The sequence below is a fragment of the Caldovatus aquaticus genome (assembly GCF_019458025.1).
In the GTDB taxonomy this organism is placed as follows: domain Bacteria; phylum Pseudomonadota; class Alphaproteobacteria; order Acetobacterales; family Acetobacteraceae; genus Caldovatus; species Caldovatus aquaticus.
This window is the reverse complement of record NZ_JAHZUY010000037.1, coordinates 1-26,673: the sequence shown is the minus strand read 5'-3', so window position 1 is coordinate 26,673 and position 26,673 is coordinate 1. Positions and strand designations below refer to the sequence as shown.

The following is a 26,673-nucleotide window of genomic DNA, read 5'->3' as shown; positions in this document are numbered from 1 at the left end:
GGCGCCATGCCCGCCCGCATCGACGACCTGCTGGTGCTGAACCAGAACATCTCCAAGACCGAGCTCGGAAAATACCTCCGCGACCGAGAGATGGTGCTGCCCGCCGATTTCGGCGGGCTCGGGGACGGCGTGGCCGACGATCGCGCGGCCATCCAGGCGGCCTTCGACCGCGCCGCGGCCGACGGCAAGTTCGTGCTGATCCCACCCGGCACCTGGAACGTCTCCGCCGGCGTGGTGCTCGGCGGCGGCGCGCGCGGCCTGATCATGCGCGGCATCATCCAGTACACCGGCACGGCGCCGGCCACAGTGCTGGCCCTCGGCGACGGCGGCACGGTGCGGAACGGGGAGAAGCTCTACATGCACCTGCAGGTGCGGCGGAAAACCCAATCCGACTGGTCGAGCGAAGCCGACATCGGCATCCTGGCCCGCAACCTCGATGCCAGCGTGCTCGATGTCCGCCTGGTCGAGGGCTTCGCCATCGGTTTGCGCACCCTTGGCGATGGCCGCGGCTTCGAGGATACCACCCTCTTCCTCGGGCGCTTCCTGAACAACAAGATCGGCCTCGACGTCCACTGCGCCACCGCGACCGCCTGGAACACCTCGGTCCGCTACTACGGCGGACACTTCGCGGTGGCGACCGGCATCAATCCGGCGCTCGACCGCTACGGGGTGCGGTTCTCCCGCGGATCGGCGGACGCCTACAACAACCACAACCGGCACGTCTTTGATGCGCCGAACTTCGAGCTGCGCCAGCTCGACCCCAACGTCGCCATCCCCTTCCTGAACGAGACCAACGGCTCGGCGATCATCGGCCGGGCGCTGCGCATGGAGGCCTGCTCGCCGATCGTGGCGCGGCACACCGGCGCGGCGCAGGACTGCGAGTACGAGGTCGCCTGGGCCAACACCTATCAGGTCGGGATCGACTACACGGCCACGGCCACCCGCTGCGGCAATGCGGTCTACAACCGCCACCGTGCGCCGATGTCGCGGCTGCCGCGCCTGGTGGCTGCGGTGCCGAATGTGCGCGCCGCCGCCTTCCGGCACAGCGCCACCGAGATCGGGGTGGAGGGCCTGGCCGCGGTCGCCACCTCGACCACCAGCGCCACCACCCTGGCCGGGCTCTCCTTCAACGGCTTGGACGGGATCATCGCCACCAGCCGGGGACTGCTGTTGGATGCGCAGAAGGGCTTCGCCTTCGTGGTCGACACCTCGGTGGCGAAGGAGTTCGCGCTCGCCCACTGGCTGGTGGGCGGCGCCGATGGCGGACGCCTCTTCGTCCGCTGCTTCGATGCGGCGATGACCGTGCGGGAGAACATCGCCGGCGACGTCCTTGCCTCGCTCACCACCATGCAGTGGAACAGCCCCTCCAAGGCCTGGACCGGCGGCGCGGTGATGGCCGACGCCTCCCTGAACCGTCGCATGACGGTGCGCCTCGGGCCCAGCGTCGCCTATGCCCAGATCGGCATCGTCGGCTTCGATGGGCAGATCGAGCTCGAGGCGCTGCGGCTCTTCGGGCTGCCGGAGGACGTGCCGGCCTCCCTCTGCGGCACCCCGGCGCTGCCGGTAGGTCAGCGGGAGTTCGCCGCGGAGATGTCCTGGGACCTGCCGAACCTGGCCCCGGGCGCGACCCAGCTGCAGGACATCTCCGTGCCGGGCTGCCGGCAGGGGGACCTGGCACAGGCGGCGCTCGCCTCCTCCACCCGCTTCATCGAGCTCGACGCCGCGGTGTGGTCGAACAACACGGTGCGAGTGATGGCGCGGAATATCTCCGCAGCGACGTTCGATTTGGCGGCGGCGACGCTGTCGGTGGGGGTGACGAAGCGCCGGATCGGCTGACCGGCGTCATCGAGCCACGAGCATCCCCAGCTTTTGCACCGCCACTTCCTCGCTCTCCTTGTTGTCGATCGTCCCCGCGAAGCGCCCCGCCCCGTCGATCAGGAAGACGCTTGCCGAGTGGTCCATCGTGTAGCCGCCGCCCTCCAGCGGCACGCGGCGGTAGTACACCCGGAAGGAGCGCGCGGCCTCGGCCACCTGCGGCTCGCTGCCCGAGAGCCCGACGATGCGCGCATCGAATGCCTCCAGGTAGCCGGCCAGCGCCTCCGGCGTGTCGCGCTCCCAATCCACGCTGACGAACAGCCAGTGCAACCTGTCGGCGTCCGGGCCGAGCGCCTCGATGAGGGCGGTCATCTCGCCGAGCGTCGTCGGGCAGACGTCCGGGCAGTGGGTGAAGCCGAAGAACACGGCCATCGGCCGGCCCCGGAAGTCGCGTTCGGTCACCGCGCGGCCGCGGTGGTCGGTCAGGCTGAAGGGCCCGCCGATCGGCAGGCTCGCCGGCCCGGACGCGACCTCCTGGCGGCCGGCGAGCGGCCCGTCGGTGACGAGCCAGCCGGCCGAGGTCGCCAGCACCAGGAAGCTGAGCACGGCGACCGCGCCCAATGTGGCGCGGCGGATCCAGCGCAGCACCGTCAGTGCCCCGCGTGGGCCGGCTGCCGGGCGCCGGCCGCCTCGACCGAGAGCTCCACCCGGACCTCGCCCGCGCGCTCGAAGCGCAGCGTCAGCGGCACCCACTCGCCGCGCGCCAGGGCCCGCGTTGGCCCCACCAGCATCAGGTGCGTCCCGCCCGGTCCGAGGGTCACGGTCTCCCCAGGCGGCAGGGGGACGCCGCCCGGGAGCGGGCGCATGCGCATCACGCCCTCCTCCATCCGCTGTTCGTGGATCTCGACCGAGCGCGCCGCTGGCGTCTCCGCGCCGACCAGGCGGTCGGGGGCGGCGCCGCGGTTGCGCAGCGTCATGTAGCCGGCCGCCGTGGGCGCAGTGGTGCCGACCGCGCGGGTCCAGGCCGCGGAGACGGCGACGTCACCCTGCTGGGCGTTCGCCGCGGGGATAACGGCCGCGAGCGCTAGGGCCGGGGCCGCAAGGCTGCGCAGGAGGGTCCGCATGGTGAGGGTCTCGGTCCTTTCAGGGCGGTCCCGCGGCGGGCGTGTCCGCGTTTCGGCGGGCGGGAGGGCTGGCGGCTCCCTCGCTCCGGCGCAGGCCGCCGAGCACGAGGGTAGCGACGCCGCAGACGATCGCCACGTCCGCCATGTTGAAGGTCGGCCAGTGCCAGCCGCCGTAGTGCGCGTCGATGAAGTCCGTCACCGCGCCCCGCGCCACGCGGTCGAGGATGTTGCCGGCCGCGCCGCCGATCACTAGGCCCAGCCCCAGCGCCTCGGCGCGCGAGGCGGTCCGCCACAGCCAGCGGGCGAGGAAGGCCACGACCAGCAGCTTCGCGGCGACGAGCACCCAGACCGCGTCGGCCGCGCTCTCGCGGAACATCCCGAAGGTCACGCCGGTGTTGAAGCCGAGCCGCAGGTTCAGCACCGGCAGCAGTGCGACCCCCTCGCCGTAGGGCGGCCAGAGCGCCGCGAGCGCCCAGGCCTTCGTCGCCTGGTCGGTGACGGCGGCGGCCAGCGCCGCGAGGAGGCCGAGGCGCCTGAGGCCGCGGGGGCGCGACGCGGTCATCCGAGCCGCGCCAGCCACGGGAAGGTCTCCAGGAACCAGATGGCGAGGCGGCCCAGCTCCCCGGTGGCGATCGCGAGGCCGAAGGCCACCATCACCGCCCCGCTGCCGAGCTGGAGCGCCCGGCCGAGCCGCCCGAGGCGGCGCGCCCGCGCCATCGCGGCCGGCAGATAGAAGGCGGCGAGCAGGAAGGGCACGCCGAGGCCGAGCGCGTAGGCCGCGAGCAGCCCCGCGCCGGCGCCCGGGGTGAGCGCGGCGGCGGCGAGCACGCCCGCCAGCACCGGCCCGATGCAGGGCGTCCAGCCGAATCCGAAGGCGATCCCGATCAGCGTCGCCGAGGCGGGGCCGCCGCCCTCCGCCGGCGGGCGGAATCGCAGGTCGCGCATCAATGGCGCCAGCCGCAGCAACCCCATCTGCACGAAGCCCATCGCCGCGATCAGCAGCCCGGCGGCGATCGTCAGCTCGTATGACCACTGCCGCAGCAGCACGCCGACAGCGGTGGCGCCGAGCCCGAGGCCCACGAAGACGAGCCCGAAGCCGAGCACGAAGAAGAGCGAGAGCCGGAGCGCCCGCCAGCGCTCCGCCCGCGCGGTGGCGAGGTCCGTCCCCGCCACCCAGGCGACGTAGCCCGGCACCAGCGGCAGCACGCAGGGCGAGAGGAAGGAGACCATGCCCCCGCCGAAGGCGAGGAACAGGCCGAATAAGGAGATTTCGAGGGTCACGCGCGCCCCCGCCACACGCCGACGCAGTCGTCCATCGCCGCTACATCATTCCCATCATCAGGGTATCGGCGATCCGCTTCTGCCGGTCGTCGAGGGCCGCGTAGAGCGGCCCGGCGGCGGCCCTGACGCGGCGCAGCGCCTCGAGATGGGAAGCCATCATCCGCTCGTGCAGCTCAAGCCGCTGCGGCAGCGGCACCGCCGGTGGCCCGCCCTGCATCATCGGCATCATCTGCCCGTGCATGTCGGCCATCGCCTGCGCGCTCGCCCGCAGCGCCTCAGCGAAGGCGTTCCACGGGGCCTCCTGCGCCGGGGTGATGCCGAGCTCGGCGCGGAGGAAGGCGATACGGCCCTCAACGTGCTGGCCCATCATGCCGGGGCCCATCATCATTCCAGGCCCCATCATCATGCCGCCGCGCATCATCGGCATCATGCGGTCCCAGCCCATCATGCCGGGGCCCATTCCCTGCCCCATCATGCCAGGCGACATCATTCCAGGGCCCATCATGCCAGGACCCATCTGGCCGCCCTGACCGCCGGGCTGGCCGGTCTGCGCCCAGGCGGTGCCGATACCGATGAGGGCCGCCGCGGCGGCGCCGAGCGCCGCCTTCCGTGAGATCGTCATGTTCTCCTCCTTATGTCCTTACCGTGGCCTGGGGTGAACGCGCCGCCGCGGGGCAGGCCGTCCCCGCCGCGCCGAGCTCCGCCACGACCTGGCGCAGCATCTCGCGCACCTGCCCCGCCGTCTCGGCGAGCGCCGGGTTCTCGATGGCGCGCATCGAGGCCACCGGGTCCACCGCGGAGACCTCCACGCGGCCACCCTCGCGCTCCTGCAGGATGACGTTGCAGGGCAGCATGGTGCCGATCTTGTCCTCGGCCTGGAGCGCCCGGTGCGCCACCCGCGGGTTGCAGGCGCCGAGGATGCGGTAGGGGCGGAAGTCCACGTCGAGCTTCTTCTTGAGCGTCGCCCGCACGTCGATATCGGTGAGCACGCCGAAGCCGTGGCGCTGGAGCGCCGCGGTCGTCGCCTCGACGGCCCGCTCCATCGGGCCCTCGACGGTGGTGCTGAAGTGGTAGGCCATGGCAGCGCCTCCTGGTTTTCTCTCCGGGACGGTGGCTCGTGACGGCCTGCGCCCCGCGTTGGCCCGCTCGCCGGTCGGCGAGCGGGATGCCTCAGCCGCGGCCGAGAATGTCGGCCTTGCGGCGGACGTACTCGTCGCGCTCGATCTCGCCGCGCGCGTAGCGCAGGTCGAGAGCCTCGACGGCGGCGCCGGCCAGGCCGGCCGCCGCGCCGCCCCCGCGGCGGCGCAACAGCACCACCGCGAGCGCGGCCAGCGCGCCCAACGCGACCAGCCAGGCAAGGCCGCAGCCCCACCCCCAGCTGCCGTGCATCATCATCCAGGGGCGGTCGCCCCAGCCGCCACCCGGCCCCATCGGCTGCGCCAGGGCCGTGGCGGGGACGAGGGCGAGCAGGGGCGCGGCAAGGGCAGTTCTCTTCGGCATCATCGTGTGGGCCTCCAGGCGAGCAGGCGGAGCGCGTTCAGTGTAACGAGCACGGTCGCGCCCGTGTCGGCGAGGATCGCGGGCCAGAGCCCCGTCACTCCCGTGACGGTCGTGACGAGGAAGACAAGCTTCAGCCCGACCGCGACGGCCACGTTCTGCTTCACGTTCGTCAGCGTGGCACGGGAGAGCTGCACGAGCTCAGCGACGCCCGAGACGCGCTCGCGCAGAAGCGCGGCGTCGGCCGCCTCCAGCGCCACGTCGGTGCCGCCACCCATCGCCACGCCGGCGGTCGCGGCGGCGAGCGCCGGGGCATCGTTGATGCCGTCGCCGACCATCACCACCGGGCCGCGCTCCTTCAGGGCGGCGATCTCGCGCAGCTTGTCGGCGGGCAGCAGGCCCGCCTTCACCTCCAGGCCGAGCGCCCCGCCGATGGCGGCGCCGGTGCGCAGGTTGTCGCCCGTCAGCATCACCGCGCCGACGCCGAGGCGCTTCAGGGCGGCCACGGCCTCCGCCGCATCCGCGCGGGGCTCGTCGCGCAGCGCGAGGAGGCCGAGCGCGGCGCGGTCGGCGGTGACGACGGCGACCGTCTTGCCCTCCGCCTCCAGCCGGGCCCGCGCCGCGTCCAGCGCCGGCGGCAAGGCCGCGCCGCCCTCCGCGGCCCAGGCAGGGCTCCCGACGCCGATCCGGCGGCCCTCGACGCTCGCCGCCACTGCCTTGCCGGGGATCGCCGCTGCGGCACGAGCTGGCGGGGGCGCGATGCTCCGGGCGGCGGCCTCGGCGAGGACCGCGCGCGCGAGAGGATGGGAGGATCCAGCCTCCACCGCCGCCGCGAGCCGCAGCAGCTCCGCCTCAGCCACGCCCTCGACGGGCAGCACATCCGTGACGCGCGGCTTGCCCTCCGTGAGGGTGCCGGTCTTGTCGAAGGCGACGGTGCGCGCGTGCCCGATCGCCTCCAGCGCCGCGCCGCCCTTCACCAGCAGACCGCGCCGGGCACCGGCCGAGAGGCCAGAGGCCATGGCGGCGGGCACCGAGATCACCAGCGCGCAGGGGCAGGCCACCAGCAGCAGCGCCAAGCCACGGTAGATCCAGGTCCCCCAGTCGCCGCCGAAGAGCAGGGGTGGCACGAGGACGACGAGTGCCGAGACGGCCATCGCGCCCGGCGTCCACCAGGCCGAGAAGCGCTCGATGAAGCGCTGCGTGCGCCCGCGGGTCGCCGTGGCCTCCTCCACCATGCGGGCGATGCGCGCGAGCGTGCTACCCTCGCCGGCGGCGGTGACGCGGATCACTAGCGCGCCCTCCGCGTTCACGCTGCCGGCCACCACCGGGTCACCAGATCCGCGGGTGACGGGGACGCTCTCGCCCGTCACCGGGCTCTCGTCGAGGGCGGATTGTCCTTCCACCACCACGCCGTCGGCCGGCACGCGGTCGCCGGGGCGGACGAGGACGAGGTCGCCCACCGCCAGCCGCTCCGCAGGCACCTCCTCCGTCGTGCCGTCTGGCAGGCGGCACAGCGCCGTGCGCGGCATCAGCGCGACCAGCGCTCGGATGCCGGCCCGCGCGCGTCCTGCCGCGATGCCCTCCAGCAGCTCACCAACCGCGAAGAGCAGTACGACGAGCGCTGCCTCCTCGGCCGCGCCGATGAGAGCGGCGCCGAACGCAGCGGTCACCATCAGCGTCTCGATCGAGAACGGATTGCCCACGCGGGCGAGGGCGAAGGCGCGCCGACCAAACGGGACCAGCGCGACGAACGTGGCGCCGAGGTAGAGAGGATAGGACGCGGCCGGGAAAAGGTGCGCCGCGACCCAGGCAGCGGCGACGAGCGCGCCGAGAAGCCAGACCAGCCGTGCCTTGCCCGTCGCCCACCAGGCCCGCGCCGCGCCGTCGTCGTCCCGATCCGCCGGCCGGGAGGGGCCTTGCTTTCCTGCCACGCCCTCCGCCGCCGGCGCCTCAACCCGACGCGCACGATGGCCCACGGCCGCAGCCGCGCGCTCTACGTCCTCAGCCGTCGCCTCGCCGGGGGCGAGGCGTAGCCGAAGGCGCTCGGCAACCATGTTCACCGAGACGTCCGAGACGCCGGGGAGGTGCGCGACGGCGGCCTCGATCTTGGCGACGCAGCTCGGACAGTCCATGCCCTCGACGCGCCATTCCAGCACCCTGGTCTCCGCCGCCGGGGCGAGGCGCCGCGCCGGGTGGCCCACGGCCGCGGCCGCGCGCTCGACCTCCTCGGCCGTCGCGCCGCCGGGGGCGAGGCACAGGCTCAGCCGCTCGCTGGCCATGTTCACGGAGAGCTCGGAGACGCCTGTAAGGCGCCCGACCGCCCGCTCGATCTTTCCGACGCAGGTCGGGCAGTCCATGCCCTCCACCCGCCATTCCAGCCGGGAACCCGCACCGCGTCCGCCGTCCATGCCACACCTCCAAGACCGTCGTCCGCTGTTATGGGACTTCCAGCCACTAGAGGTTCAACCCCCCTTGGTTCGCCCTTCCCCTCCCGTGGAGGCCCGGCGCAGGTCGCGGCGGGCATCGTGCAGGATCTGCCAAGCGGAGTGCAGAAAGATCCCGGCCACCACGCCGGCGACGGCGAGGTCTGGCCAGGACGTGCCGGTCCAGGCGACCAGCCCCGCCGCGCCCAGCACGGCCAGGTTGCCAATCGCGTCGTTGCGGCTGAACAACCAGACCGCCCGGGCGTTGGCGTCGCCTGCGCCCTTTCGGTGCGGCGCCAGGATCAGAGCGGCGGCCACGTTCACGACCAGGGCCGCGGCGCCGAACAGGCCCATCACCTCTGCCTCCGGCACGCGCTGCACCAGCACCCGGTACGCCGTTGTCGCCAGCACCCCGAGGCCGAGCGCGGCGAGGAACAGGCCCTGCAGGAAGGCGACCTTCGCGCGCAGTGCCAACCCCCACCCGATGGCGAGCAGGCCGAGCAGCGTGATCGCACCGTCGCCGAGGAAGTCGAGCGCGTCGGCCTTGAGCGCCTGCGAGCCGGCCATCAGGCCGCCAACGATCTCCGCGGCCCCATAACCGAGGTTCAGGGCGACCACCCAACCGAGCGCGCGCCGGTAGGCCGGGCTTGCCCCTGCGTAGTCCAGATCGTCATCGTCGTCGGCCATCGACATCCTCGCCATCCGTGCTACCAAATGGAACGCATCTCCAGCCGCTAGAGGTTTTACCCAGCCCACCTATCTCCCGAGAGGAGCGTCTGCCGGGCGCCCGCCCGACCGCTCCCACGCAATTTGAGGAGACCACCCTTGCCCCTGCGCCTCCCCCGCCGCGCCCTCATGCTGGCCCTGGCCCCGGCTGCAGCCGGCATTCCTCTTCCGTGCGCCGCGCGCGCCGCGACAGCCCTGCGGGTACTGCGCAGCCCGGGCTGTGGCTGCTGCGAGGGTTGGGCGGAGCACCTCCGCGCGGCCGGCTTTGCAGTCACCGTCGAGGACTCGTCCGACCTGGACGCCGCGCGTCGCGCCGCGGGGGTCCCGGAAGACCTGGCGGGGTGCCACACGGGGATGACCATCGACGGGCGCCTCGTCGTGGAGGGGCACGTGCCCGCCTTCGCGCTCCGGCGGTTCCTAGATGCACCGGGGAATTGGCGCGGCATCGCGGTGGCGGACATGCCCATCGGCTCGCCGGGCATGGAAATGCCCGGCACGGCGCCCCGCGCCTACACGGTCTACGTCTTCGCGGCGGACGGGCGGCGCGAGCCCTTCGCGCGGGCCCGCGGCGACCGGCCGGCGTGAGGCCGGCGGCCATGGGGAACGGGCTCTCCATTGGCGACCTGTCGCGCGCCACGGGGGTGAAGGCCACGACCATCCGCTTCTACGAGGGGGAGGGGATTTTGCCGCCCGCCATGCGCAGCGCGGGCGGGCACCGGCTCTACACCGACCGACATCTGCGCCGGCTCGGCTTCGTCCGGCACGCGCGCGAGCTCGGCTTCGGAATGAACGATATCCGCGAGCTGCTGCGCCTGGCCGATGCCGCGCCGGACGCGCCCTGCGAGGGCGCCGACGTCATCGCCTGCCGCCACCTTGCCGCTGTCCGGGACCGCATCGCCCGGCTCCGCTCGCTCGAGGCGGAACTCGAACGGATGAGCCACTGCCAAAACGAGCGAGTCTCCGAGTGCCGCGTGATCGAGGTGCTGGCCGACGCCGCGCACGATTACTGCGCGGATCAGAGCCATGATAGCGAACATGCGCCAGCCTAGAACGATCGTCGAACACCACGTCAGATTTGAGGGATAGCCGCTGTCAGCCGAGAAACTGTCCGGTGCGCGGGGGCGGTCGCCATCGCCGCGGTTTGCCCAGCGAAGGTTGGACTCCGGTTCCCACCGCTCCGCCAGGAAATCCTAACTGCAATCTTCCCCATCCCGCCCCGGTGCCCATCATTCTCCGCGGCGCTCGGGTCGCGTGGCTGCACGTGAAGCATCGTCAGGGGGTGGCTCCAAGGCGTCAGGATGGCTGGGCACTCGGCACACCCCGGGGCCGCGTCGCGATCAACCCCGCTTCCGGCGCAGGCGTGGCCGCCCTAGCGTTGCACCATGGACCGGCTGACCGCTCTCCGGCTTTTCCTGCGCACCCTCGATCGGGGCGGCATCGCCGCGGCGGGTCGCTCGCTCGGACTCTCAGCAACGGCCGCATCGCGGGCGCTGCGTGAACTGGAGGACGAACTCGCGCTGCGGCTGTTCGACCGCACCACGCGCCATGTCGCGCCGACCGAGGCGGGGCGGCGCCTAGCAGCCCGCATCACGCCGCTGCTGGAGCGCCTCGACGCCGCGATGATCGAGGCGCGCGAGATGCACGAGGAAGCGACCGGAACGCTGCGGATCGTCGCGCGGCGCTCCTATGCGCTGCGTCATGTGGTGCCGCATCTCGCCGGCTTCCGCGACGCGCATCCGCGGGTGGAGATCGACCTGGCGCTGACCGAGCAGACCGGGCTGGTGCCGACGCATGGGGTGGACCTGGTCATCCGCCTCGGCCTGCCGGCAGGAAAGTCCTTCATCGGGCACCGGCTGGCCTCGGGCCGACGCGTTCTGTGTGCCAGCCCCGGCTACATCGCGCGCCACGGCGCCCCGGCCACGCCCGACGCCGTGCTGCACCACCCCTGCCTGACCTATCGCGAGGCAGATGAGCCGCCGGTCTGGGTCTTCACCACCGCCGACGGCGCGCGGCAGGAGGTCGCGGTGTCCGGGCCGTTCCGCTCCAACAGCGGGGAGGCGCTGCGCCAGGCCGCGCTGGACGGCATGGGCCTGGTGCTGCTGCCCGAATGGATGGTCGGGGACGATGTCGCGGCCGGTCGCCTGACGGCGCTGCTGCCCGGCCTTCCGGCTTGGCCCGGCCCCTACCAGGCCGAGATCCACGCCGTGCACCTGCGCGCCGATCGCCTGCCGGCCAAGATCGCGGCCTTCGTCGCCCATCTGCTGGCCGTCGTGGATCCTGCCGCCTGACGGCAGAGTGTTTTGCAAAGATGCCGGCTGGCGCCGCAATGCGATGCGCCGCCAAGGTGGGCGCAGGAGGAAACGCGCCCATGATCGAGACAACCCCACTCACTCCCGTCCTCGGTGCCCGCATCACCGGCATCGATATCGCCCTCGGCGTGGACGCGATGACGATGGCCGCGTTACGGGCAGCGCTCGATCGCTTCTCGGTGCTGGTCTTCCCCGACCAGCGGATCGACGACGCGGCGCAGATCGCCTTCAGCGAGGGGTTCGGGCCGCTCGAACGCACCCGTGCCGGCGCCCCAGGGGCGGGCAGCCCGGTCATCATCCTGTCCAATGTCGGCCCGGACGGCGCGATCACGCCGCCCACCGACAAGCAGGTGTTGAACAACAAGGCGAACCGACTCTGGCATCATGATTCCTCCTTCAAGCCGGTGCCGGCGCGGGCCTCACTGCTGTCGGCGCGGGAAATTCCCTCGGCCGGCGGCGACACCGAATTCGCCTCCATGCGCGCGGCTTTCGCTGCACTCGATCCGGACGAGCAGCTCGCCTTGCGTGGCCGCGTGGCCATCCATGACTTCGGCTGGTCGCGCAGCCGGGTCGATGCCGCGCTGGTGACCGAGGCCGAACGCAGCCAGCACCCACCAGTGCGCCAGGCCCTGGTCCTGGAGGAGAATCCTTACGGCCCGGCCCTGTATCTCGGCGCCCATGCGCGCCGCATCGAGGGCATGAGCGAGGCGGAGTCCCGCGTGCTGATCGACCGGCTGATGGCGCTGGCGACGCAGCCCGCCTTCACCTACGCGCACAAGTGGCGTCCGCATGACCTGGTCGTGTGGGACAATCGTGCCGTACTGCATCGGGCCACTCCCTTCGCGACGACGACGGAACGCCGCACCATGGTGCGCACCTGCGTCGCCGGCACGGCACCGACCATCGCCGCGGCGGCATGACGGCCGAGAAGTTCGAGGGCGATTGGGACCACATCATCGTCGGCGCGGGCAGCGCTGGCTGCGTGCTGGCCAACCGCCTCTCCGCCGATCCGCGCCGCCGCGTGCTGCTACTGGAAGCGGGCGGTGAGGCGCGGCATCCCTACCTCCAGGTGCCGGCCGGCTTCCTCAAGACCTTCCGCGATCCGCGCTTCAACTGGAACTTCGTCACCGAGCCCGGCCCCGGTGTGGACGGGCGGGCGATCCATACGCCGCGCGGGCGGGTGCTCGGGGGATCCTCGGCGATCAACGGGCATCTCTGGGTGCGCGGATCGGCGCGGGATTTCGACGATTGGGCGCAGGCGGGCTGCCGCGGCTGGTCGCATGCCGATGTGCTACCGCATTTTCGCGGCCTCGAGGACTACCGCGACGATGCGCATCGCGGCGCCGGCGGGCCGCAGCATGTCTCCGACATCCCCGCGCTGCATCCGATCGTGGCGGCCTTCCTGGAGGGCAGCGCCGAATGCGGCCTGGCGCGCAACCCGGACTACAACGGCGCAGCGCAGGAGGGCGTCTTCACCTACCAGCGCACCATCCGCCGGGGCAGCCGCTTCAGCGCGGCGAGCGCCTTCCTCGCACCAGTCCGCGACCGCGCCAATCTGCGCGTCGTCACCGGCGCGATGGTGCTGCGCATCGAGACGGCCGCGGGGCGCGCCACCGGCATAACCTTCACCCGCGAAGGCCGCACGCTGACGGCGCATGCGAAGGGCGACATCGTGCTGGCCGCGGGCGCGATCGGGACACCGCACCTGCTGCAGGTCTCGGGCCTCGGCCCGGCGGCGCTGTCGTGCGCGCTCGGCGTGCCGGTCATCGCCGACAATCCCGGCGTCGGGGAGAACCTGCAGGACCATTATGCCACGCGCGTGGTGCATCGCGTCACTCGCCCGGTCACGCTGAACGAGCAGGCGCGGCCGCCGCGCCTGTGGTGGGAGATGGCCCGCTGGCTGCTGACGCGTCGCGGCATGCTCGCCTTCAGCCCCGCCCATGCCGGCGCCTTCGCCCGATCGCGCGACACGCTCGAGGAACCCGATCTGCAGTTCGTGTTCACCCCGGCCTCCTATTCGGAGGAAGGCGTGACAGGGCGACTGCAGGACGTGCCGGGCATGACCATTGGTGTCTGGCAGTGCCGGCCCGAGAGCCGTGGATTCGTGCGTGCCAGGGACGTGGACCCTCGCCAGGCGCCGGCCATCCAACCGAACTACCTTACGGCTACCGAGGATCGTGAGGCGGCCATCGCCGGGCTGCGCATGGCGCGGCATCTGCTGGGCACGCGCGCCCTCGCGCCGTGGTCGGCGGGAGAAACCGCACCTGGTCCGGAGCAGGCCAGCGACGATGCGCTGCTTGCCTATGCGCAGGCGAAGGGATCGACCGTCTATCACCTGTGCGGCACCTGCCGCATGGGCGGCGACGGCGCGCCCGTGACGCCGGAGCTTCGGTTGCGCGGCATCGACGCACTGCGCGTGGCCGACGCCTCGATCATGCCGCGGATCGTCTCGGCCAATACGAATGCGACGACGATGATGATCGCAGCGAAGGCCGCGGCGATGATGCTTGGTCAGTCCACCACGAAGCCGTAGGTCAGGCAGACGCCACCGACGCTGCGCAGGCGCGCCGACGGGCCGGTGCGGGCCGGGCCGTGCCCTACTTGATCAGGCGTCCGAAGCACGCTGGCGCGTCTCGGGCAGCGCCAGCACCCGAGCAACGCTCAGAGAGAGTTACTTTCCCGGTTCCCACCGCTACGCCACCTCCATGCACCGCGAATCGTCTCCCTGCCGGTGGGCCGCGCCGTGAGGCGCAGGTTTTCCGGGGCGTCACGCGGTGGCCTTGATACTGCGCTGACGGAACGACCCCCGTTTCCGCTCTCCGAAGGGCGCCTTCTCTCCGAAGCTTGGGACTTGGCCGATTCAGTCTACAAGCTTAACCCTCTGATCTGACTGCGGATTGCGTTGTGGTTCCGGCACGGAAATTCGAATTCCGATTGCCCAGCAATCGCCACAAAGCTCTGAATTCACCGCCTCGCCCCCAAGCCCTCCCTGGCTTGTCTCGCATTTTGAGCCCCTTGGAGCATTGTGTTACCGTCCCGTCATGACGCACGCAGGCGCGAGCTTCCCAGCTTGGGAGCGGGATGCATGACCGAGACGGAGGCCGACACCTGCCGCCGGCACGTCGTGCCCGCGCTCCAGGCCGCCGGCTGGGACACTGCCCCGCACTCCATCGCCGAACAGCGCACCATCACCGACGGCCGCATCGTTCCGGTCGGCCGCGGCTTCGTCCGCAAGCCGCCCAAGCGCGTGGACTTCCTCCTCCGCTACCGGCGCGACTTTCCGCTCGCCGTCGTCGAAGCCAAGGCCAGCTACCGCCGCGCCGCGGACGCCGTGCAGCAGGCCCGGCAATACGCCGAGATGCTCGGCCTGAAATTCGCCTACGCGACCAACGGGCCCGAGATCATCGAGATCGACTACTTCACCGGCGCCGAGACCCCGCGCACCTCCTACCCCACCCCCGCCGAGCTCTGGGCCCGCTACCGCGCCGGCGCCGGCCTCGCCAGCGACGAGGCGGCCGAGCGTCTGCTCACCCCGTTCAACCACACCGTCGGCAAGGGCGAGCGCTACTACCAGCAGGCGGCGATCAACCGCATCGTCGAGGCCATCCTGAAGGGCCTGCGCCGCATGCTGGTCACCATGGCCACCGGCACCGGCAAGACCACGGTCGCCTTCCAGGTCTGCTGGAAGCTCTGGAACAGCCGCTGGAACCGCGACGGCGCCCATCGCCGCCCCAAAATCCTCTACCTCGCCGACCGCAACATCCTGGTGGACCAGCCCAAGGACGGCATCTTCGCCGCCTTCGGCGACGCCCGCTGCAAGATCGAATCCGGCGAGGTGGTCATGGGCCGGGAGATCTACTTCGCGATCTACCAGGCGCTCGCCGAGGACGCCTCGCGCGAGGGCCTGTTCCGCGCCTACCCGCCGGACTTCTTCGACCTGATCATCGTCGACGAATGCCACCGCGGCAGCGCGCGGGACGACAGCGCCTGGCGGGTCATCCTCGAACACTTCGCCCCCGCCTTCCAGCTCGGCATGACCGCGACGCCGCTGCGCGACGACAACCGCGACACCTACCGCTATTTCGGCAATCCGATCTACGAATACAGCCTGCGACAGGGGATCGAGGACGGCTTCCTCGCCCCCTATCGCGTCCATCGCGTGATCACGGAATGGGACGCCGCCGGCTGGCGGCCCAGCAAGGGCGACCTCGACCGCTACGGCCGCGCGATCCCGGACGAGGAATACCGCACCCAGGATTTCGAGCGCGTCGTTGCGCTGCGCGCCCGCACCCAGGCGATCGCGAAACACCTGACGGATTTCCTGCGCAAGACTGACCGCTACGCCAAGACCATCGTCTTCTGCGTGGACCAGGAACACGCGGCCGAGATGCGTCAGGCGCTGGTCGCGCTGAACCAGGACATGGTCGCCCGGCACCCCGACTATATCTGCCGCGTCACCGCCGATGAGGGCGAGGTCGGCCGCGCCCATCTCGGCCGCTTCCAGGATGTGGACACGCGCACGCCGACCATCCTCACCACCTCGCAGCTCCTGACCACCGGCGTGGACGCGCCGACCTGCAAGAACGTGGTGCTGGCCCGCGTCGTCGGCTCGATGAGCGAGTTCAAGCAGATCATCGGCCGTGGCACCCGCGTGCGCGACGACTACGGCAAGCTCTGGTTCAACATCCTCGACTACACCGGCTCGGCCACGCGGCTCTTCGCCGACCCGGCTTTCGACGGCGACCCGGCCCGGCTGACCGAGGAAGAGCTCGACGCCGCCGGCGAGACCATCGCCGTGAACGAACTCCCCCAGCCTGGCGCCGAGCCGGAGCCTGAACCCGCCCCGCCCGAGGTGGTCGAGCCGCCCGGCGCGGAACGCCGGAAATTCTACTTCGACGGCGGGCAGGTCGAGATCGCCGCGCATCTGGTCTACGAGCTTGATCCCTCCGGCGCGCAGCTTCGCGTGGTGCGCTACACCGACTATGCGGCCGAGAGCGTGCGTTCCCTCTTCCCCACATCCAAGGCGCTGCGCGAGGCGTGGATGGACGCCGCGCGGCGATCGGAGATCGTGCGGCGGCTCGCCGAGCGCGGCATCAGCTTCGACCAGCTCGCCGAGGCCGCGGGCCAGCCCGAGGCCGACCCCTTCGACCTGATCTGCCACCTCGCCTTCAACGCGCCCTTGCGCACGCGGCGCGAACGGGCGAGGGAGCTGCGCGCCCGCGCCCCGGACATCTTCACGAAATACGGCACCGAGGGCCGCGCCATTCTGGAGGAGCTGTTGGAGAAATATGCCGCCCATGGCGAGGCCGAGTTCGTCCTGCCCGACGTGCTGAAGGTGCCGCCCATCTCGAACCACGGCCAGGTGGCCGACATCATCCGCCTCTTCGGCGGGCCCGAGCAGCTCCGCGCCGCGGTGGCCGAGCTCCAGGAGCAGCTCTATGCCGCGTAAGGCCCGCGACGCCGCCAGGCCCGCGCTGACCACCGCCCAGGCGCTCGGCGCGCTGCTGAAATCCGCGCGCGACATCATGCGCAAGGACAAGGGGCTGAACGGCGATCTCGACCGGCTGCCGCTGCTCACCTGGATCATGTTCCTGAAGTTCCTCGACGACCTCGAGCGGCAGCGCGAGGCGGAGGCCGCCCTCGCCGGCACGCGCTTCCGCCCGGCGATCGAGCCGCCCTATCGCTGGCGCGACTGGGCGGCGAACCCGCAGGGCATCACCGGCGACGAGCTGCTCGCCTTCATCAACGGCGAGGAGACGGTGCGCCCCGACGGCACGCGCGGCCCCGGCCTCTTCGCCTATCTGCGCGCGTTGACCAGCGAGAACGGCGACGATCGGCGCGACGTGATCGCCACCGTCTTCCGCGGCGTGGACAACCGCATGCGCAGCGGCTACCTGCTGCGCGACGTCATCGACAAGGTGAACGGCATCCACTTCACCTCGTCGGAGGAGCTGCACACCCTCGGCGCGCTCTACGAATCCATGCTGCGCGAGATGCGCGATGCGGCCGGGGATTCGGGGGAGTTCTACACCCCGCGCGCGGTGGTGCGCCTCATGGTGCAGGTGACCGACCCGCGGCTGGGCGAGACGGTGCTCGACCCTGCCGCCGGGACGGGGGGCTTCCTGGTCGAGGCCTTCGCGCACCTCTCCGCCCAGGTGCGCACGGTGGCCGAGCGCAAGGTGCTGCAGCAGCGCTCGCTCTTCGGCTGCGAACCGAAGCCTCTGCCCTACCTGCTCTGCCAGATGAACCTGCTGCTGCACGGGCTGGATGCACCGCGGATCGACCCGGGCAATGCCCTGCGCCACCGCTTGGCCGAGATCGGCGAGCGCGACCGCGTGGATGTGATCCTGACCAACCCGCCCTTCGGCGGCGAGGAGGAACGCGGCATCCAGGACAATTTCCCCGAGGACCGGCGCACCGCCGAGACGGCGCTTCTGTTCCTCCAGCTCATCATGCGGCGGCTGAAGCGTGCGCCCACATCGGCGGGGCGGCCGGCGCGGGCGGCGGTGGTGGTGCCGAACGGCACGCTGTTCGGCGATGGTGTCGCCGCGCGCATCAAGGCGGACCTGTTGGAGCAGTTCAACCTGCACACGGTGCTGCGCCTGCCCGAGGGCGTCTTCGCGCCCTACACCGACATCCCGACCAACGTGATCTTCTTCGACACCTCCGGCCCGACGCGCGAGATCTGGTTCTACGAACAGCCCTTGCCGGAGGGGCGGCGCAAATACACCAAGACGCGGCCGATCCAGTTCGAGGAGTTTTCAGAGTTCCTCGCCTGGTGGGGGAGCCGGGCGGAGGGGCCGCGGGCGTGGAAGGTGGACGGGCCTGGGCTGATCCGGCGCGACGAGGCGGGGCGGGTGGTGGCGGTGAACCTCGACCTCAAGAACCCGGCGGCCAGGGCGGCGGAGGACCATCGCGCCCCGGCCGAGATCGTGACGAGCGCGCTGGCCAAGGAGCGGGAGGTGCTGGCGCTGCTCGAGGAGCTGCGCGCGCTGGTGGACGAGGGGCCGGGCTGAGCATGCGCTGGCCGAGGGTGGCGCTGGGGGAGGTTGCAGAGCCGGTGGCGCGGCCGGTCGCCCCACGACCTGACGACACGTATCGCTTCATCGGCGTGAAGTGGTGGGGCGAAGGCGTCTACGAGTTTGCGCGCAAACCCGGCACGGAAACGGCCGCGTCCGTTCTGTTCCGCGTCGAGCCTGATGACTTGGTCATCAACAAGATCTGGGCACGCCACGGAAGCATCGGGGTCGTGCCGCCCGATCTGGCCGGCGCGGTCGGGTCAAATGAGTTCCCGACGTTTCGTGCCAAACCGGAGCGGTTGCTGCCGCGATGGCTTCATTGGTGGTCGAAAAGCCGATCCGCGTGGGAAGCGTGCGCAGGCCTCTCCTTCGGGTCATCGGGCAAGAACCGTATCAAGCCGGCCGAGTTCCTTTGCATCCCCCTCCCCCTCCCGCCGCTGTCGGAGCAGGAGCGGATCGTGGCGCGGCTGGATGCGGTGGAGGCGCGGCTCATCGCGCGCCGCCGCGCGGCCGAGGCGGTGGAGGCGGAGCTTGCCCAGGCCTTGGCCACCGCCTTCCGGCGCATCACCGCCGACGCCCCCCGCGCCCGCATGGGCGACGTCGCCCCGATCACGCGCAGACCGGTCAGCATCCAGCCGGATGCGACCTATCGAGAGATCGGCGCACGCGCCTTCGGCCGAGGCCTTTTCGAGAAGCCACCACTGCGGGGCGATAGCCTGACCTGGCAGAAGCTTTTCGAGATTCAGGAAGGCGATCTGGTGATCAGCAACATCAAAGCCTGGGAAGGCGCCTTCGCCGTCGCCGAGGCCTCGCACCACGGCACAGTCGGCTCCCACCGATACCTGACCAGCGTGGCCGATCCCGAGCGTGCCGCGCCGAGCTTCCTTTGCTACTACTTGCAATCACCGGAGGGGCTGGCCCAGGTGCAGGCAGCCTCGCCCGGCAGCGCCGACCGAAACCGGACGCTCAGCCAGGAGCGGTTCTCGGCGATCGAAGTCCCCCTCCCGCCCCTCGACGCGCAGCGCTGGTTCGACCGCCTGCAACAGAAGGCGCGCGCGGCGCGCGAGGCGGCGGCCGCGGCGACGGGCGAGCTCGACCGCCTCCTCCCCGCCCTCCTCGCCGAGGCCTTCGGCCCGTGACGGTGCTGCGGCGGGTCGTCGCCACGCAGTTCGACCGGCCCGCCCGCACCGGCCGCACCCGCCCGCTCTTCCTCACCTGCCGCGACGCGGCGGGCGAGGAGGTGGAGGTGATCGCCAAACTCTCCGCCCGCTGCGATCAGGGGGTGGTCAACCTCGCGCGCGAGGCGATCGCCGCCTGCCTCGCCGGCGATCTCGGTCTGCCGGTGCCCGAGCCCGTGCTGGTCGACCTGCCGCCGGACTGGATCGCCAGCGTCACGGAAGCGGAGACGCGCGCAGCGCTCGCCGCCAGCCTGCCCGTCGCCTTCGGCTCGAAGCAGGTCGGCCCCCAATTCTCCACCTGGAAGCCGGAGACGCGGCTGACCCCTGCCATGCTGCCGCTGGCGCTCGCCATCTTCGTCTTCGACGCGCTCACCGCCAACCCCGACCGCCGCGCCGAGAACCCGAACTGCCTGGTGCGGGGCGAGGAGCTCCGCATCTACGATCACGAGATGGCCTTCACCCACCACATGGTGATCCCGCGCCTCGAGCCCTGGCGGCCCGGCGCGCTGCAGGACCTCACGGCGCCGGGGCGGCACATTTTCCGTGACAGGCTGCGCGGCGCGGTGCTGGACTTCGCGCCCGTGCGGGCCGCCTGGGCCGCCTTGCCGGATGCCGCGGTGGAGGGCTATGGCAAGGCCCTGCCGGCGGAATGGGCCGGCGCGGCCCGGGAGGCCGGCCAGGCGATCCGGATGATCAAGGACATCCGCGACCGGATGGAGGACTGCCTGACGGAGATCGCGAGGGTTCTGGCATGACGCAGCACCCCTACACCTACACCATCCTGCGCTACGTCCATGACCCGCGCGCGGGGGAGGCGCTGAATGTCGGCGTCGTGCTGCACGTGGCGGCGGAGAGGAAGCTGCTGGCCCGGGTCCGCTCCACCTTCGGACGGGTGAAGGCGGCCTTCCCCGATCTCGACGGCGAGGCCTTCAAGCAGGCGCTGCGCGAGGTGGAGCGAGGGATCGAGCGCGTGGCCCGCGAGATCGAAAAGGGTGGCCTGCTGGCCGCGGCGGGTGACGCGGCGGCCTTTGCCCGGCGCGGCATGCCGGAGGACGACAGCGCGCTGCAATGGTCGCCCGTCGGCTCCGGGCTGACGGCGGATGCGCAGGCGACGCTCGAGCGCCTCTATGATCGCTTTGTGCAGCGGCATGACGACCGCGTGCGCCGGCGCCGCGATGACGAGGACATCTGGCGGCCGGTGCGGGAGCGGCTGGAGGCGCGCGGCGTCTCCGTGCCGTTTGAGGAGAAGACCTTCGCCGGGGAGGTGGACGCCATCACCTTCCGGCATGCCTGGAAGAACGGGCAATGGCACGCCTATGAGGGGGTCTCGCTCGATCTCGCGAGCCAGGACAGCATCATGGAGAAGGCCCGGCGCTGGGTGGGCCACCTGACCACGGTGAAGGACGGACTCGCCGAGCCGCTGAAGCTGCACCTGATCATCGGCGCGCCGCAGGAGCAGGGGCTGAAGGAAGCCTATCACAAGGCGCTGACGATGATGAGCAGGGCGCCGCTGGGGCCCGAGGTGGTCGAGGAGGATGCGATTGACGATCTCGTCTCCCGCATCGAGGACGAGGTGCGGGCGCATGCTCAGGACCGAGGGCATCCTGCGGCGCGCGGAGGATAGAGCGCGTTCAATCGCTTCGGGCGGTGGCGTCCGGCGTGGCCGGCTGGCGCGGCAGCCGCGAGGAAGCGAGTTCGGCGCGCTGTTCGCTCCACTCGCTCGGCAGCGGCTCCATCAGCCGAGCGAGATCGGCGTCGGCCTCTTGGAGGCCATCGAGCACCGCCTCGACGATGTCCGGCGCGAGCAGCGTCAGCTGCAGGATGCGGCCGAGGTAGCCACGGTCAACCCTTTCGGCAGCGGCGAGTTCGCTGATCGAGGCGTACCGTCCCTCCTCCAGCATCCGCCGCCACCGGAATGCCCGCGCCAGCGCCTTCACCAGCGCCGGGTCCCCGCGGGTGGTCGTGACGCCCGCTGTGTCCCCGCCGGCCCGCACCGGCGCCCCATCCGGCCCGATGATCCGCTTCCGCCCGCCGCGGCGCCGGATGCTCATCGGCACCACCACCGTCACGCTGGTCATGCCGCGATCGCCTCCCGCGGCTGCTGCGCCGCCATGTCCCGCGCCAGCCCGGCGAGCCCTTCCAGGTTCAGCCGGATCTCCGCCCCGGCGTCCGTGACCCTGACCCGCTCGACCAGCAGCCGCACGATCCGCTCCTGCTCGCCGGGGAACAGCTCGTCCCAGAGCGGATCGAGCCGCCCGAGCGCGTCGCGCACCTCGGCCTCGCTGAGGTCCGGCGCCTCCGCCCGCGCCGCCCGCCAGGTGCCGACGACGACCTCCGGCTGGCGCAGCAGGGCGCGGAGCTGCGCCATCACCATCCCCTCGATCTCCCCCGCCGGCAGGCGCCGGTGCGGCGCGTCGTTGGGGCCGCCCTGCAGCACCGCCTGGCTGACGTAGTAGCGGTAGAGCCGCCCTTCCTTCCGGGTGTGGGTGGGCGACATCGCCCGCCCGTCCGGCCCGAACAGCAGCCCCCGCAGCAGCGCCGGCGCCTTGGCGCGGTTCTTCGCCGCGCGGGCGCGCGGGCTCTCGGCCAGGATGGCGTGCACTCGGTCCCAGAGGTCCCGGGGGATGATGGCGGCGTGCTCGCCAGGGTAGGATTTCCCCTTGTGCACCGCCTCGCCAAGGTAGGTGCGGTTCACCAGCAGCTTGTAGACCGCCCCCTTGTCGAAGGGCCGTCCGGTCTTCGTCACCAAGCCCTCCGCCCGCAGGACCGGCAGCAGCCGGGTGGCGGAGCCGAGTTCGGCGAACCTCTCGAACACGCGGCGGACCGTCGCGGCGCCGGCCTCGTCCACCACCAGCTTGCGGTGCTCGACCCGGTAGCCGAGCGGGACGGGGCCGCCCATCCACAGGCCCCGCGCGCGGGAGGCGGCGATCTTGTCGCGCACCCGCTCGCCGATCACCTCGCGCTCGAACTGCGCGAAGCTGAGCAGGATGTTCAGCGTCAGCCGCCCCATGCTGGTCGTGGTGTTGAAGGACTGCGTGACCGAGACGAAGGTCACGTCGTGCTGGTCGAAGGTCTGCACCAGCCTGGCGAAGTCCATCAGCGAGCGGGACAGGCGGTCGATCTTGTAGACCACCACCACGTCGATGAGCCCGGCCTCGATGTCGGCGAGCAGGCGCTTGAGCGCCGGGCGGTCGAGGGTGCCGCCCGACACCCCGCCGTCGTCGTAGCGGTCGTGCACCAGCACCCAGCCCTCGGAGCGCTGGCTGGCGATATAGGCCTCGCAGGCCTCGCGCTGGGCGTCGAGGGAGTTGAACGCCTGCTCCAGCCCCTCCTCGGTGGATTTGCGGGTGTAGACCGCGCAGCGGAGCTTCCGCACCTTCGCCGGCAGGGCGGCGTCGCGCCGGCTCATGCGCCGCTCCGCGGCCGGATGCCGAAGAAGGTCCAGCCGTTCCAGCGCGTGCCGGTGATGGCGCGGGCGATGGCGGAGAGCGAGCGGTAGGGGCGGCCCTGCCACTCGTAGCCGTCGCGGGTGACGGTGACCACGTGCTCGACGCCCTGGTACTCGCGGATCAGGCGCGTGCCGGCGATCGGGCGCTGCTCGTGGCGGATGCGGCGGAAGGTGATGTTCCGGCCGTCGAACTGCTCGCCGAGCGCGTCGAGGCGGGCGATGGTCTCCGGGCGCAGGCCGCCATAGGCGAGTTCCTGGATCCGATAGGCGAGGCGGCTTTCCAGGAAGCGCCGGTTGTAGGGCGGTGGCTCGGTCGCGAACAGCCGGCGCCACTCGGCCTTCAACTCGCCGATCGGCAGGCCGGGGAGTGCTGCCAGCCGCGCCGGCACGTCGGGCTTCGGGATGGCGGGGATGGAGGGTGCCGGCGCTGGGGATGCGGCCGGCTTCTGCTGCTTCACGCGGGTCATGCGTCTCCCTCTCTGTCGGGGTTCGCATGACGGCGCTGGGTGGGGACGAAGTGTAGGCGAGGCTCTCCCGCCGCCGCGGCCCCACGGGCGGCTTCCTCGGCAGCGCGGCTCCTCAGCCGCAGCAAGCCGCGGGCGAGCAGGTCGCAGACCTCGCGGAGGTGGGGCGGGAGGCCTGTGAGACGGAGCATAGTCGGATTGGGAGGTGACATGTTCCTGATGGCGGAGGCGTGGTCGCTTGCACATACCGACGGTCCCGCCGCGATGTCGGGGCTGCGAACACGGGAAGCGGTCGGCACGATTGGGGAACAGATGACGACGGTGTTGCGACCCAGATATTCTACCGTCCGGCGAATCGGCGGTGGTGCTCCATGGGCTCCTTCAACCCGAGGAAATTCACGGACCCGGATCGGCTGAGGAGCCTGGATCCACGGAGACTCCGCTCATTCCTTGCGCCGTGGAGCGATTACCTGTCTGGCCGTGGCTTCACCTTTCCGGACGCCTCAGAGGAGATCGACTATCAGTTGCTCGCGCACATCCTCCTGACACCCGATCAATCGACCCCGCGCGATATGATCGACGCGCTCTACTACGTTCACGAAACGGCCTCGGCCAGCGACATGGAAGGACTGATCGCCGCAGTACGGCGGCGGGGGATCGCGATCGGTGATGATCCCGAGGCGACGCCGGAGGACCTCGCTATCGACGTCTGGTTGGCTGACCCGAACCTGCTCCAGGAGCAGCACGCGGAGGCCGTGGCCCGCAAACAGAAGAACTTTGAGTACTTTGCCCCGCGAGAGGCTGGGCAGCGCGCATTCCCCGCGCTCGACGATGATCTCCGGCAGCAGGTCGAGGCAGAACTCGATATGTGGTTCGCGGACCATCGGCGCGGCCGAGGCTGTCGCATCTTCGTGTTCCGCGACGCCCGGCTGGTCTGGATCCTGGTCCGCCATGGGCTACCCATGCGACGCGAGGCAGGCCACCAGGATGACGGTCGCGCCGTGACCCAATTCTATCGGCCGCAGCAGCACGACGTTCTCATCTACGACGAGCGGTACGGCGAGATTGGTGTTCACGCCGGCACCAAGGGCGAGCGCAAGCTCTACCTCAGGACGTTCGGCAAGTTCCTTTTCGGCAACGAGGACCATTTTCCACCTTCCGAGAAGTTCACCCTGGACCCGGTCATTGAGGACGGTGCGGCCGCCCTCGAGGTCGGCGACATCGACGGGATCGCTGCCGTGCGCCTGGTCGAATGCCGGCGATACTGGGGTGGCCCGTTCAAGGAGGTGGAGATCCGCCGGGCGGAGAACGTCCTCGCGGCGCTGGCCGCGCGGGGCGGACCCGGCCTCATCGGCGGACGCCTCGTCAGTGCCACCTTCAAGGTCAAGTTCGACAGCTCCGACAAGGAACGCGCCGTGACCATCCGGCCGCCGGGCATCGCCAGGTACGAGCGGAACGAGGACAGCGAACTCGTCGAGCGTTGGCTCAGGAACAGGGGCTTCATCCTGGCGGCCCAGGGCGCGGACGACGATGAAGCGGCTACGGCGGTTCTGGAAGGCGCTTGACGAGGTTCCCGGCGCAGCGACCGACCGCCTGGAGTGGACCGACGTCCTCGGCGCCGAATGGCACGACATCGAGCCCTACCTCAAGAGTACCGGCCGCCGGACGACGGCGGTCATGTGCCCGTATCCCGGCGGCGATGGCTGCCCGCGGCGGGTCGTCACCGGCGCCAACGGCGCAATCCGTGCCGTCTGCGGCTCCCGCCCCCGGATGTGCGATGCGCTCGATCTAAAAGCAGCCGACGTCACCATCCTCGCGCTCGATCGCGCGAAGCTGCTGCGCGAACTCGCGCGTGCCTTCGACGCCGAGCCTGCCGATCGCCCTGTAGGCTCGGGGAGGGTGATGCTGGTCGGGCGGCGCGCGGTTGCGGCTGGCTTTGCGTCTCCGATCCTCCTGGCGCTTCCTGGCCAGGCGGAAGCCCTCGCCGAGGATGACCTGAGGCAGGCAGGCCTCGATCCGGCTGGCAGCGTCGTGCTGGTTCCCCGGCCTTTGTCGCTGCCGACAGCCTTCCAGACCCGGCTGACAGCCGCTGGCCACCAGGTGATCCCGCTGTCCGAAGCCGTGGGGCTCGGTGCCACCGGGTTTGAGGCGCTCCAGCCCCCGGCCATCCTGCTCGCGCCGATCCGGGAGGCTCTGGCCGCCCGGACCCGCACCGCCGGCCCTCAGCCGGTCTGGGAACTTCCGCCCGACGCCACGTGGGGTGAGCTCACTTTCACTCTCGTCGCCGACGAGGTGCTCAACGTCAGCTTCCGCAGCCAGACCCGGCGGCTGGAACCAGACCACCTCGGGATGAAGGATGGTCGCTCGGGCAAGCCCACCGAAGCGTGGGTGTTCCTCCAGGCACTGGCCCGGGTCGGTGGATCGCTCGGGCCGATGAGCCCCGACGTCGTGGAGGACTACAAGAAGGATAAGCAAGCCCTGACGAAGCGACTTCGTGAGGCCTTCCGCATCCAGGGGGACCCCATCCGCTGGAATCGCAGGACTCGAAGCTACCAGACTGCCTTCGTGATGCGGGATGAGCGACCCAAGGCCGTCCGCATGTCCAGCCCGCGGCGGTGAATTTTCACCGGCGCCAGAGGGCGCCATCAGCACTTTTTTTCGCGCTGCCTCCGCCCTGAGTCCGCTGGCTCTCGCCGCGCCAGCCGCCGTTCGCCGGCACTGATCCCAGCCCTGTCGGTGAAATTTCGCCGGTCGCGATCGATCGGGCCGCGAGCCCGTCCTCGATCGACGGCGAAGCATCATGGAGCAGCCTACCCGGGAAGCGACGTTCGACGCGCGCATCCTCAAGCACATCCGCCACACCGCGAAGCGTCTGGCCCGACAGGGCCGCATGCCCGGCATGGATGCCGACGACATCGCGCAGGATCTGTTCCTGGATCTCTGGCGCCGGCGTGCTGCCTTCGATCCAAGCCGCGCGAGCTTCGCGACCTTCGCGGATCGCGTCATCGCGCACCGCGTCGCCTCGCTGCTTTGCTCCACGGCACGCCTACGCGCGGAGCGCCAGCACCTCAGCCTCGATGAAGGCGACGATGGCGCCGAGCGCCCGGTGCTGGCGGACAGCCTCCCCGATCCGCAGGCGGTCTCGGAAGCCGACCAGGCGCTTGCCCTCGACGTCAGGCGCTTCCTCGAAGGGCTGCCTCCGGCGCTGCGGCGCTGCTGCGATCTGCTGCTGACGCCGAACCTGCGCGCCGCATCGGCCGAAGCCGGCCTGCACCGCTCCACCATCTATGAGAATGCGCGCCGGCTGCGACGCCTCGCGGAGCGAGCCGGTTTGCGGGACTACGTTGCAGCGCCCCGACACTTCGCCGATCGCGCCGGTAGGTGCCCGG

26 protein-coding genes are annotated in these 26,673 nt (G+C 71.2%); 14 read left to right on the top strand and 12 right to left on the bottom strand.

Annotated elements, in window-relative coordinates:
* Window positions 1-6 precede the first annotated feature (6 nt).
* A complete protein-coding gene (locus tag K1J50_RS12820) occupies window positions 7-1,836 on the top strand; it encodes a glycoside hydrolase family 55 protein (protein ID WP_220118106.1) in 1,830 nt (609 codons plus the stop codon).
* Window positions 1,837-1,842: 6 nt separating this feature from the next.
* On the opposite strand, the gene K1J50_RS12815 is transcribed toward K1J50_RS12820, so the two are convergent.
* From K1J50_RS12815 to K1J50_RS12775, 9 genes are all read right to left on the bottom strand, one after another.
* Window positions 1,843-2,463, bottom strand: coding sequence for an SCO family protein (locus K1J50_RS12815; protein ID WP_220118105.1), 621 nt, complete (start codon window positions 2,461-2,463; stop codon window positions 1,843-1,845).
* A gap of 2 nt (window positions 2,464-2,465) precedes the next feature.
* Window positions 2,466-2,939 carry a copper chaperone PCu(A)C gene (locus K1J50_RS12810; protein ID WP_220118104.1) on the bottom strand — a complete coding sequence of 158 codons (474 nt, stop codon included), beginning with the start codon at window positions 2,937-2,939 and terminating at the stop codon, window positions 2,466-2,468.
* Between the two features lie 19 nt (window positions 2,940-2,958).
* Complete coding sequence (gene lspA, locus K1J50_RS12805) at window positions 2,959-3,501, bottom strand: signal peptidase II (RefSeq protein WP_255575250.1); 543 nt, start codon at window positions 3,499-3,501, stop codon at window positions 2,959-2,961.
* Window positions 3,498-4,220, bottom strand: coding sequence for a cytochrome c biogenesis CcdA family protein (locus tag K1J50_RS12800; RefSeq protein WP_220118102.1), 723 nt, complete (start codon window positions 4,218-4,220; stop codon window positions 3,498-3,500). Before K1J50_RS12800 ends, lspA begins: the two co-directional genes overlap by 4 nt.
* A 40-nt stretch (window positions 4,221-4,260) precedes the next feature.
* Window positions 4,261-4,842, bottom strand: coding sequence for a Spy/CpxP family protein refolding chaperone (locus K1J50_RS12795; protein ID WP_220118101.1), 582 nt, complete (start codon window positions 4,840-4,842; stop codon window positions 4,261-4,263).
* A gap of 10 nt (window positions 4,843-4,852) precedes the next feature.
* A complete protein-coding gene (locus tag K1J50_RS12790) occupies window positions 4,853-5,299 on the bottom strand; it encodes a DUF302 domain-containing protein (protein ID WP_220118100.1) in 447 nt (148 codons plus the stop codon).
* Window positions 5,300-5,390: 91 nt separating this feature from the next.
* Window positions 5,391-5,720, bottom strand: a complete 330-nt coding sequence (locus K1J50_RS12785; protein WP_220118099.1) for an SHOCT domain-containing protein — start codon at window positions 5,718-5,720, stop codon at window positions 5,391-5,393.
* Window positions 5,720-8,125: a heavy metal translocating P-type ATPase gene (locus K1J50_RS12780; RefSeq protein WP_220118098.1), complete on the bottom strand. Its 2,406-nt coding sequence runs from the start codon at window positions 8,123-8,125 to the stop codon at window positions 5,720-5,722. The genes K1J50_RS12785 and K1J50_RS12780 overlap by 1 nt, the downstream gene beginning before the upstream one ends.
* 54 nt (window positions 8,126-8,179) lie before the next feature.
* Window positions 8,180-8,833 carry a cation transporter gene (locus tag K1J50_RS12775; RefSeq protein WP_255575249.1) on the bottom strand — a complete coding sequence of 218 codons (654 nt, stop codon included), beginning with the start codon at window positions 8,831-8,833 and terminating at the stop codon, window positions 8,180-8,182.
* A gap of 162 nt (window positions 8,834-8,995) precedes the next feature.
* Here K1J50_RS12775 and K1J50_RS12770 point away from each other — a divergent pair, with 162 nt between their 5' ends.
* The 10 genes from K1J50_RS12770 (at window position 8,996) to K1J50_RS12725 (ending at window position 20,996) form a co-directional block, all read left to right on the top strand.
* Window positions 8,996-9,451, top strand: coding sequence for a DUF411 domain-containing protein (locus K1J50_RS12770; protein ID WP_255575252.1), 456 nt, complete (start codon window positions 8,996-8,998; stop codon window positions 9,449-9,451).
* Between the two features lie 11 nt (window positions 9,452-9,462).
* Entirely contained in the window at window positions 9,463-9,915 is a 453-nt protein-coding gene (locus K1J50_RS12765) for a MerR family transcriptional regulator (RefSeq protein ID WP_220118096.1), read from the top strand.
* 333 nt (window positions 9,916-10,248) lie between these two features.
* Window positions 10,249-11,154 (top strand): LysR family transcriptional regulator, encoded by a 906-nt coding sequence (locus K1J50_RS12760; RefSeq protein WP_220118095.1) that lies wholly within the window; start codon window positions 10,249-10,251, stop codon window positions 11,152-11,154.
* 80 nt (window positions 11,155-11,234) lie between these two features.
* Window positions 11,235-12,095, top strand: coding sequence for a TauD/TfdA dioxygenase family protein (locus K1J50_RS12755; RefSeq protein WP_220118094.1), 861 nt, complete (start codon window positions 11,235-11,237; stop codon window positions 12,093-12,095).
* Window positions 12,092-13,708 carry a GMC family oxidoreductase gene (locus K1J50_RS12750; protein WP_220118093.1) on the top strand — a complete coding sequence of 539 codons (1,617 nt, stop codon included), beginning with the start codon at window positions 12,092-12,094 and terminating at the stop codon, window positions 13,706-13,708. The genes K1J50_RS12755 and K1J50_RS12750 overlap by 4 nt, the downstream gene beginning before the upstream one ends.
* A 552-nt stretch (window positions 13,709-14,260) precedes the next feature.
* Window positions 14,261-16,624: an EcoAI/FtnUII family type I restriction enzme subunit R gene (gene hsdR / locus K1J50_RS12745; protein ID WP_220118092.1), complete on the top strand. Its 2,364-nt coding sequence runs from the start codon at window positions 14,261-14,263 to the stop codon at window positions 16,622-16,624.
* Entirely contained in the window at window positions 16,614-18,191 is a 1,578-nt protein-coding gene (locus K1J50_RS12740; protein WP_220118091.1) for a type I restriction-modification system subunit M, read from the top strand. The genes hsdR and K1J50_RS12740 overlap by 11 nt, the downstream gene beginning before the upstream one ends.
* 17 nt (window positions 18,192-18,208) lie before the next feature.
* A complete protein-coding gene (locus K1J50_RS12735) occupies window positions 18,209-19,333 on the top strand; it encodes a restriction endonuclease subunit S (RefSeq protein ID WP_220118090.1) in 1,125 nt (374 codons plus the stop codon).
* Entirely contained in the window at window positions 19,330-20,127 is a 798-nt protein-coding gene (locus tag K1J50_RS12730) for a HipA family kinase (RefSeq protein ID WP_220118089.1), read from the top strand. Before K1J50_RS12735 ends, K1J50_RS12730 begins: the two co-directional genes overlap by 4 nt.
* A complete protein-coding gene (locus K1J50_RS12725) occupies window positions 20,124-20,996 on the top strand; it encodes a DUF3037 domain-containing protein (RefSeq protein ID WP_220118088.1) in 873 nt (290 codons plus the stop codon). The genes K1J50_RS12730 and K1J50_RS12725 overlap by 4 nt, the downstream gene beginning before the upstream one ends.
* Before the next feature lie 7 nt (window positions 20,997-21,003).
* On the opposite strand, the gene K1J50_RS12720 is transcribed toward K1J50_RS12725, so the two are convergent.
* From K1J50_RS12720 to K1J50_RS12710, 3 genes are read right to left on the bottom strand one after another with little or no spacing between them, the layout of a single operon-like run.
* Entirely contained in the window at window positions 21,004-21,450 is a 447-nt protein-coding gene (locus K1J50_RS12720) for a hypothetical protein (RefSeq protein WP_220118087.1), read from the bottom strand.
* A complete protein-coding gene (locus K1J50_RS12715; protein WP_220118086.1) occupies window positions 21,447-22,781 on the bottom strand; it encodes a recombinase family protein in 1,335 nt (444 codons plus the stop codon). Before K1J50_RS12715 ends, K1J50_RS12720 begins: the two co-directional genes overlap by 4 nt.
* Window positions 22,778-23,287, bottom strand: a complete 510-nt coding sequence (locus tag K1J50_RS12710) for a DUF2924 domain-containing protein (protein ID WP_220118085.1) — start codon at window positions 23,285-23,287, stop codon at window positions 22,778-22,780. The genes K1J50_RS12715 and K1J50_RS12710 overlap by 4 nt, the downstream gene beginning before the upstream one ends.
* Window positions 23,288-23,655: 368 nt before the next feature.
* Here K1J50_RS12710 and K1J50_RS12705 point away from each other — a divergent pair, with 368 nt between their 5' ends.
* The 3 genes from K1J50_RS12705 to K1J50_RS12695 form a co-directional block, all read left to right on the top strand.
* Window positions 23,656-24,849 (top strand): hypothetical protein, encoded by a 1,194-nt coding sequence (locus K1J50_RS12705; RefSeq protein WP_220118084.1) that lies wholly within the window; start codon window positions 23,656-23,658, stop codon window positions 24,847-24,849.
* The gene (locus K1J50_RS12700; protein ID WP_220118083.1) at window positions 24,815-25,903 is read left to right on the top strand and encodes a hypothetical protein; all 1,089 of its coding nucleotides are present in this window, start codon (window positions 24,815-24,817) and stop codon (window positions 25,901-25,903) included. The genes K1J50_RS12705 and K1J50_RS12700 overlap by 35 nt, the downstream gene beginning before the upstream one ends.
* Before the next feature lie 181 nt (window positions 25,904-26,084).
* Window positions 26,085-26,673: sigma factor (locus tag K1J50_RS12695; RefSeq protein WP_304502916.1), on the top strand; the 589-nt coding region annotated here is incomplete at its 3' end.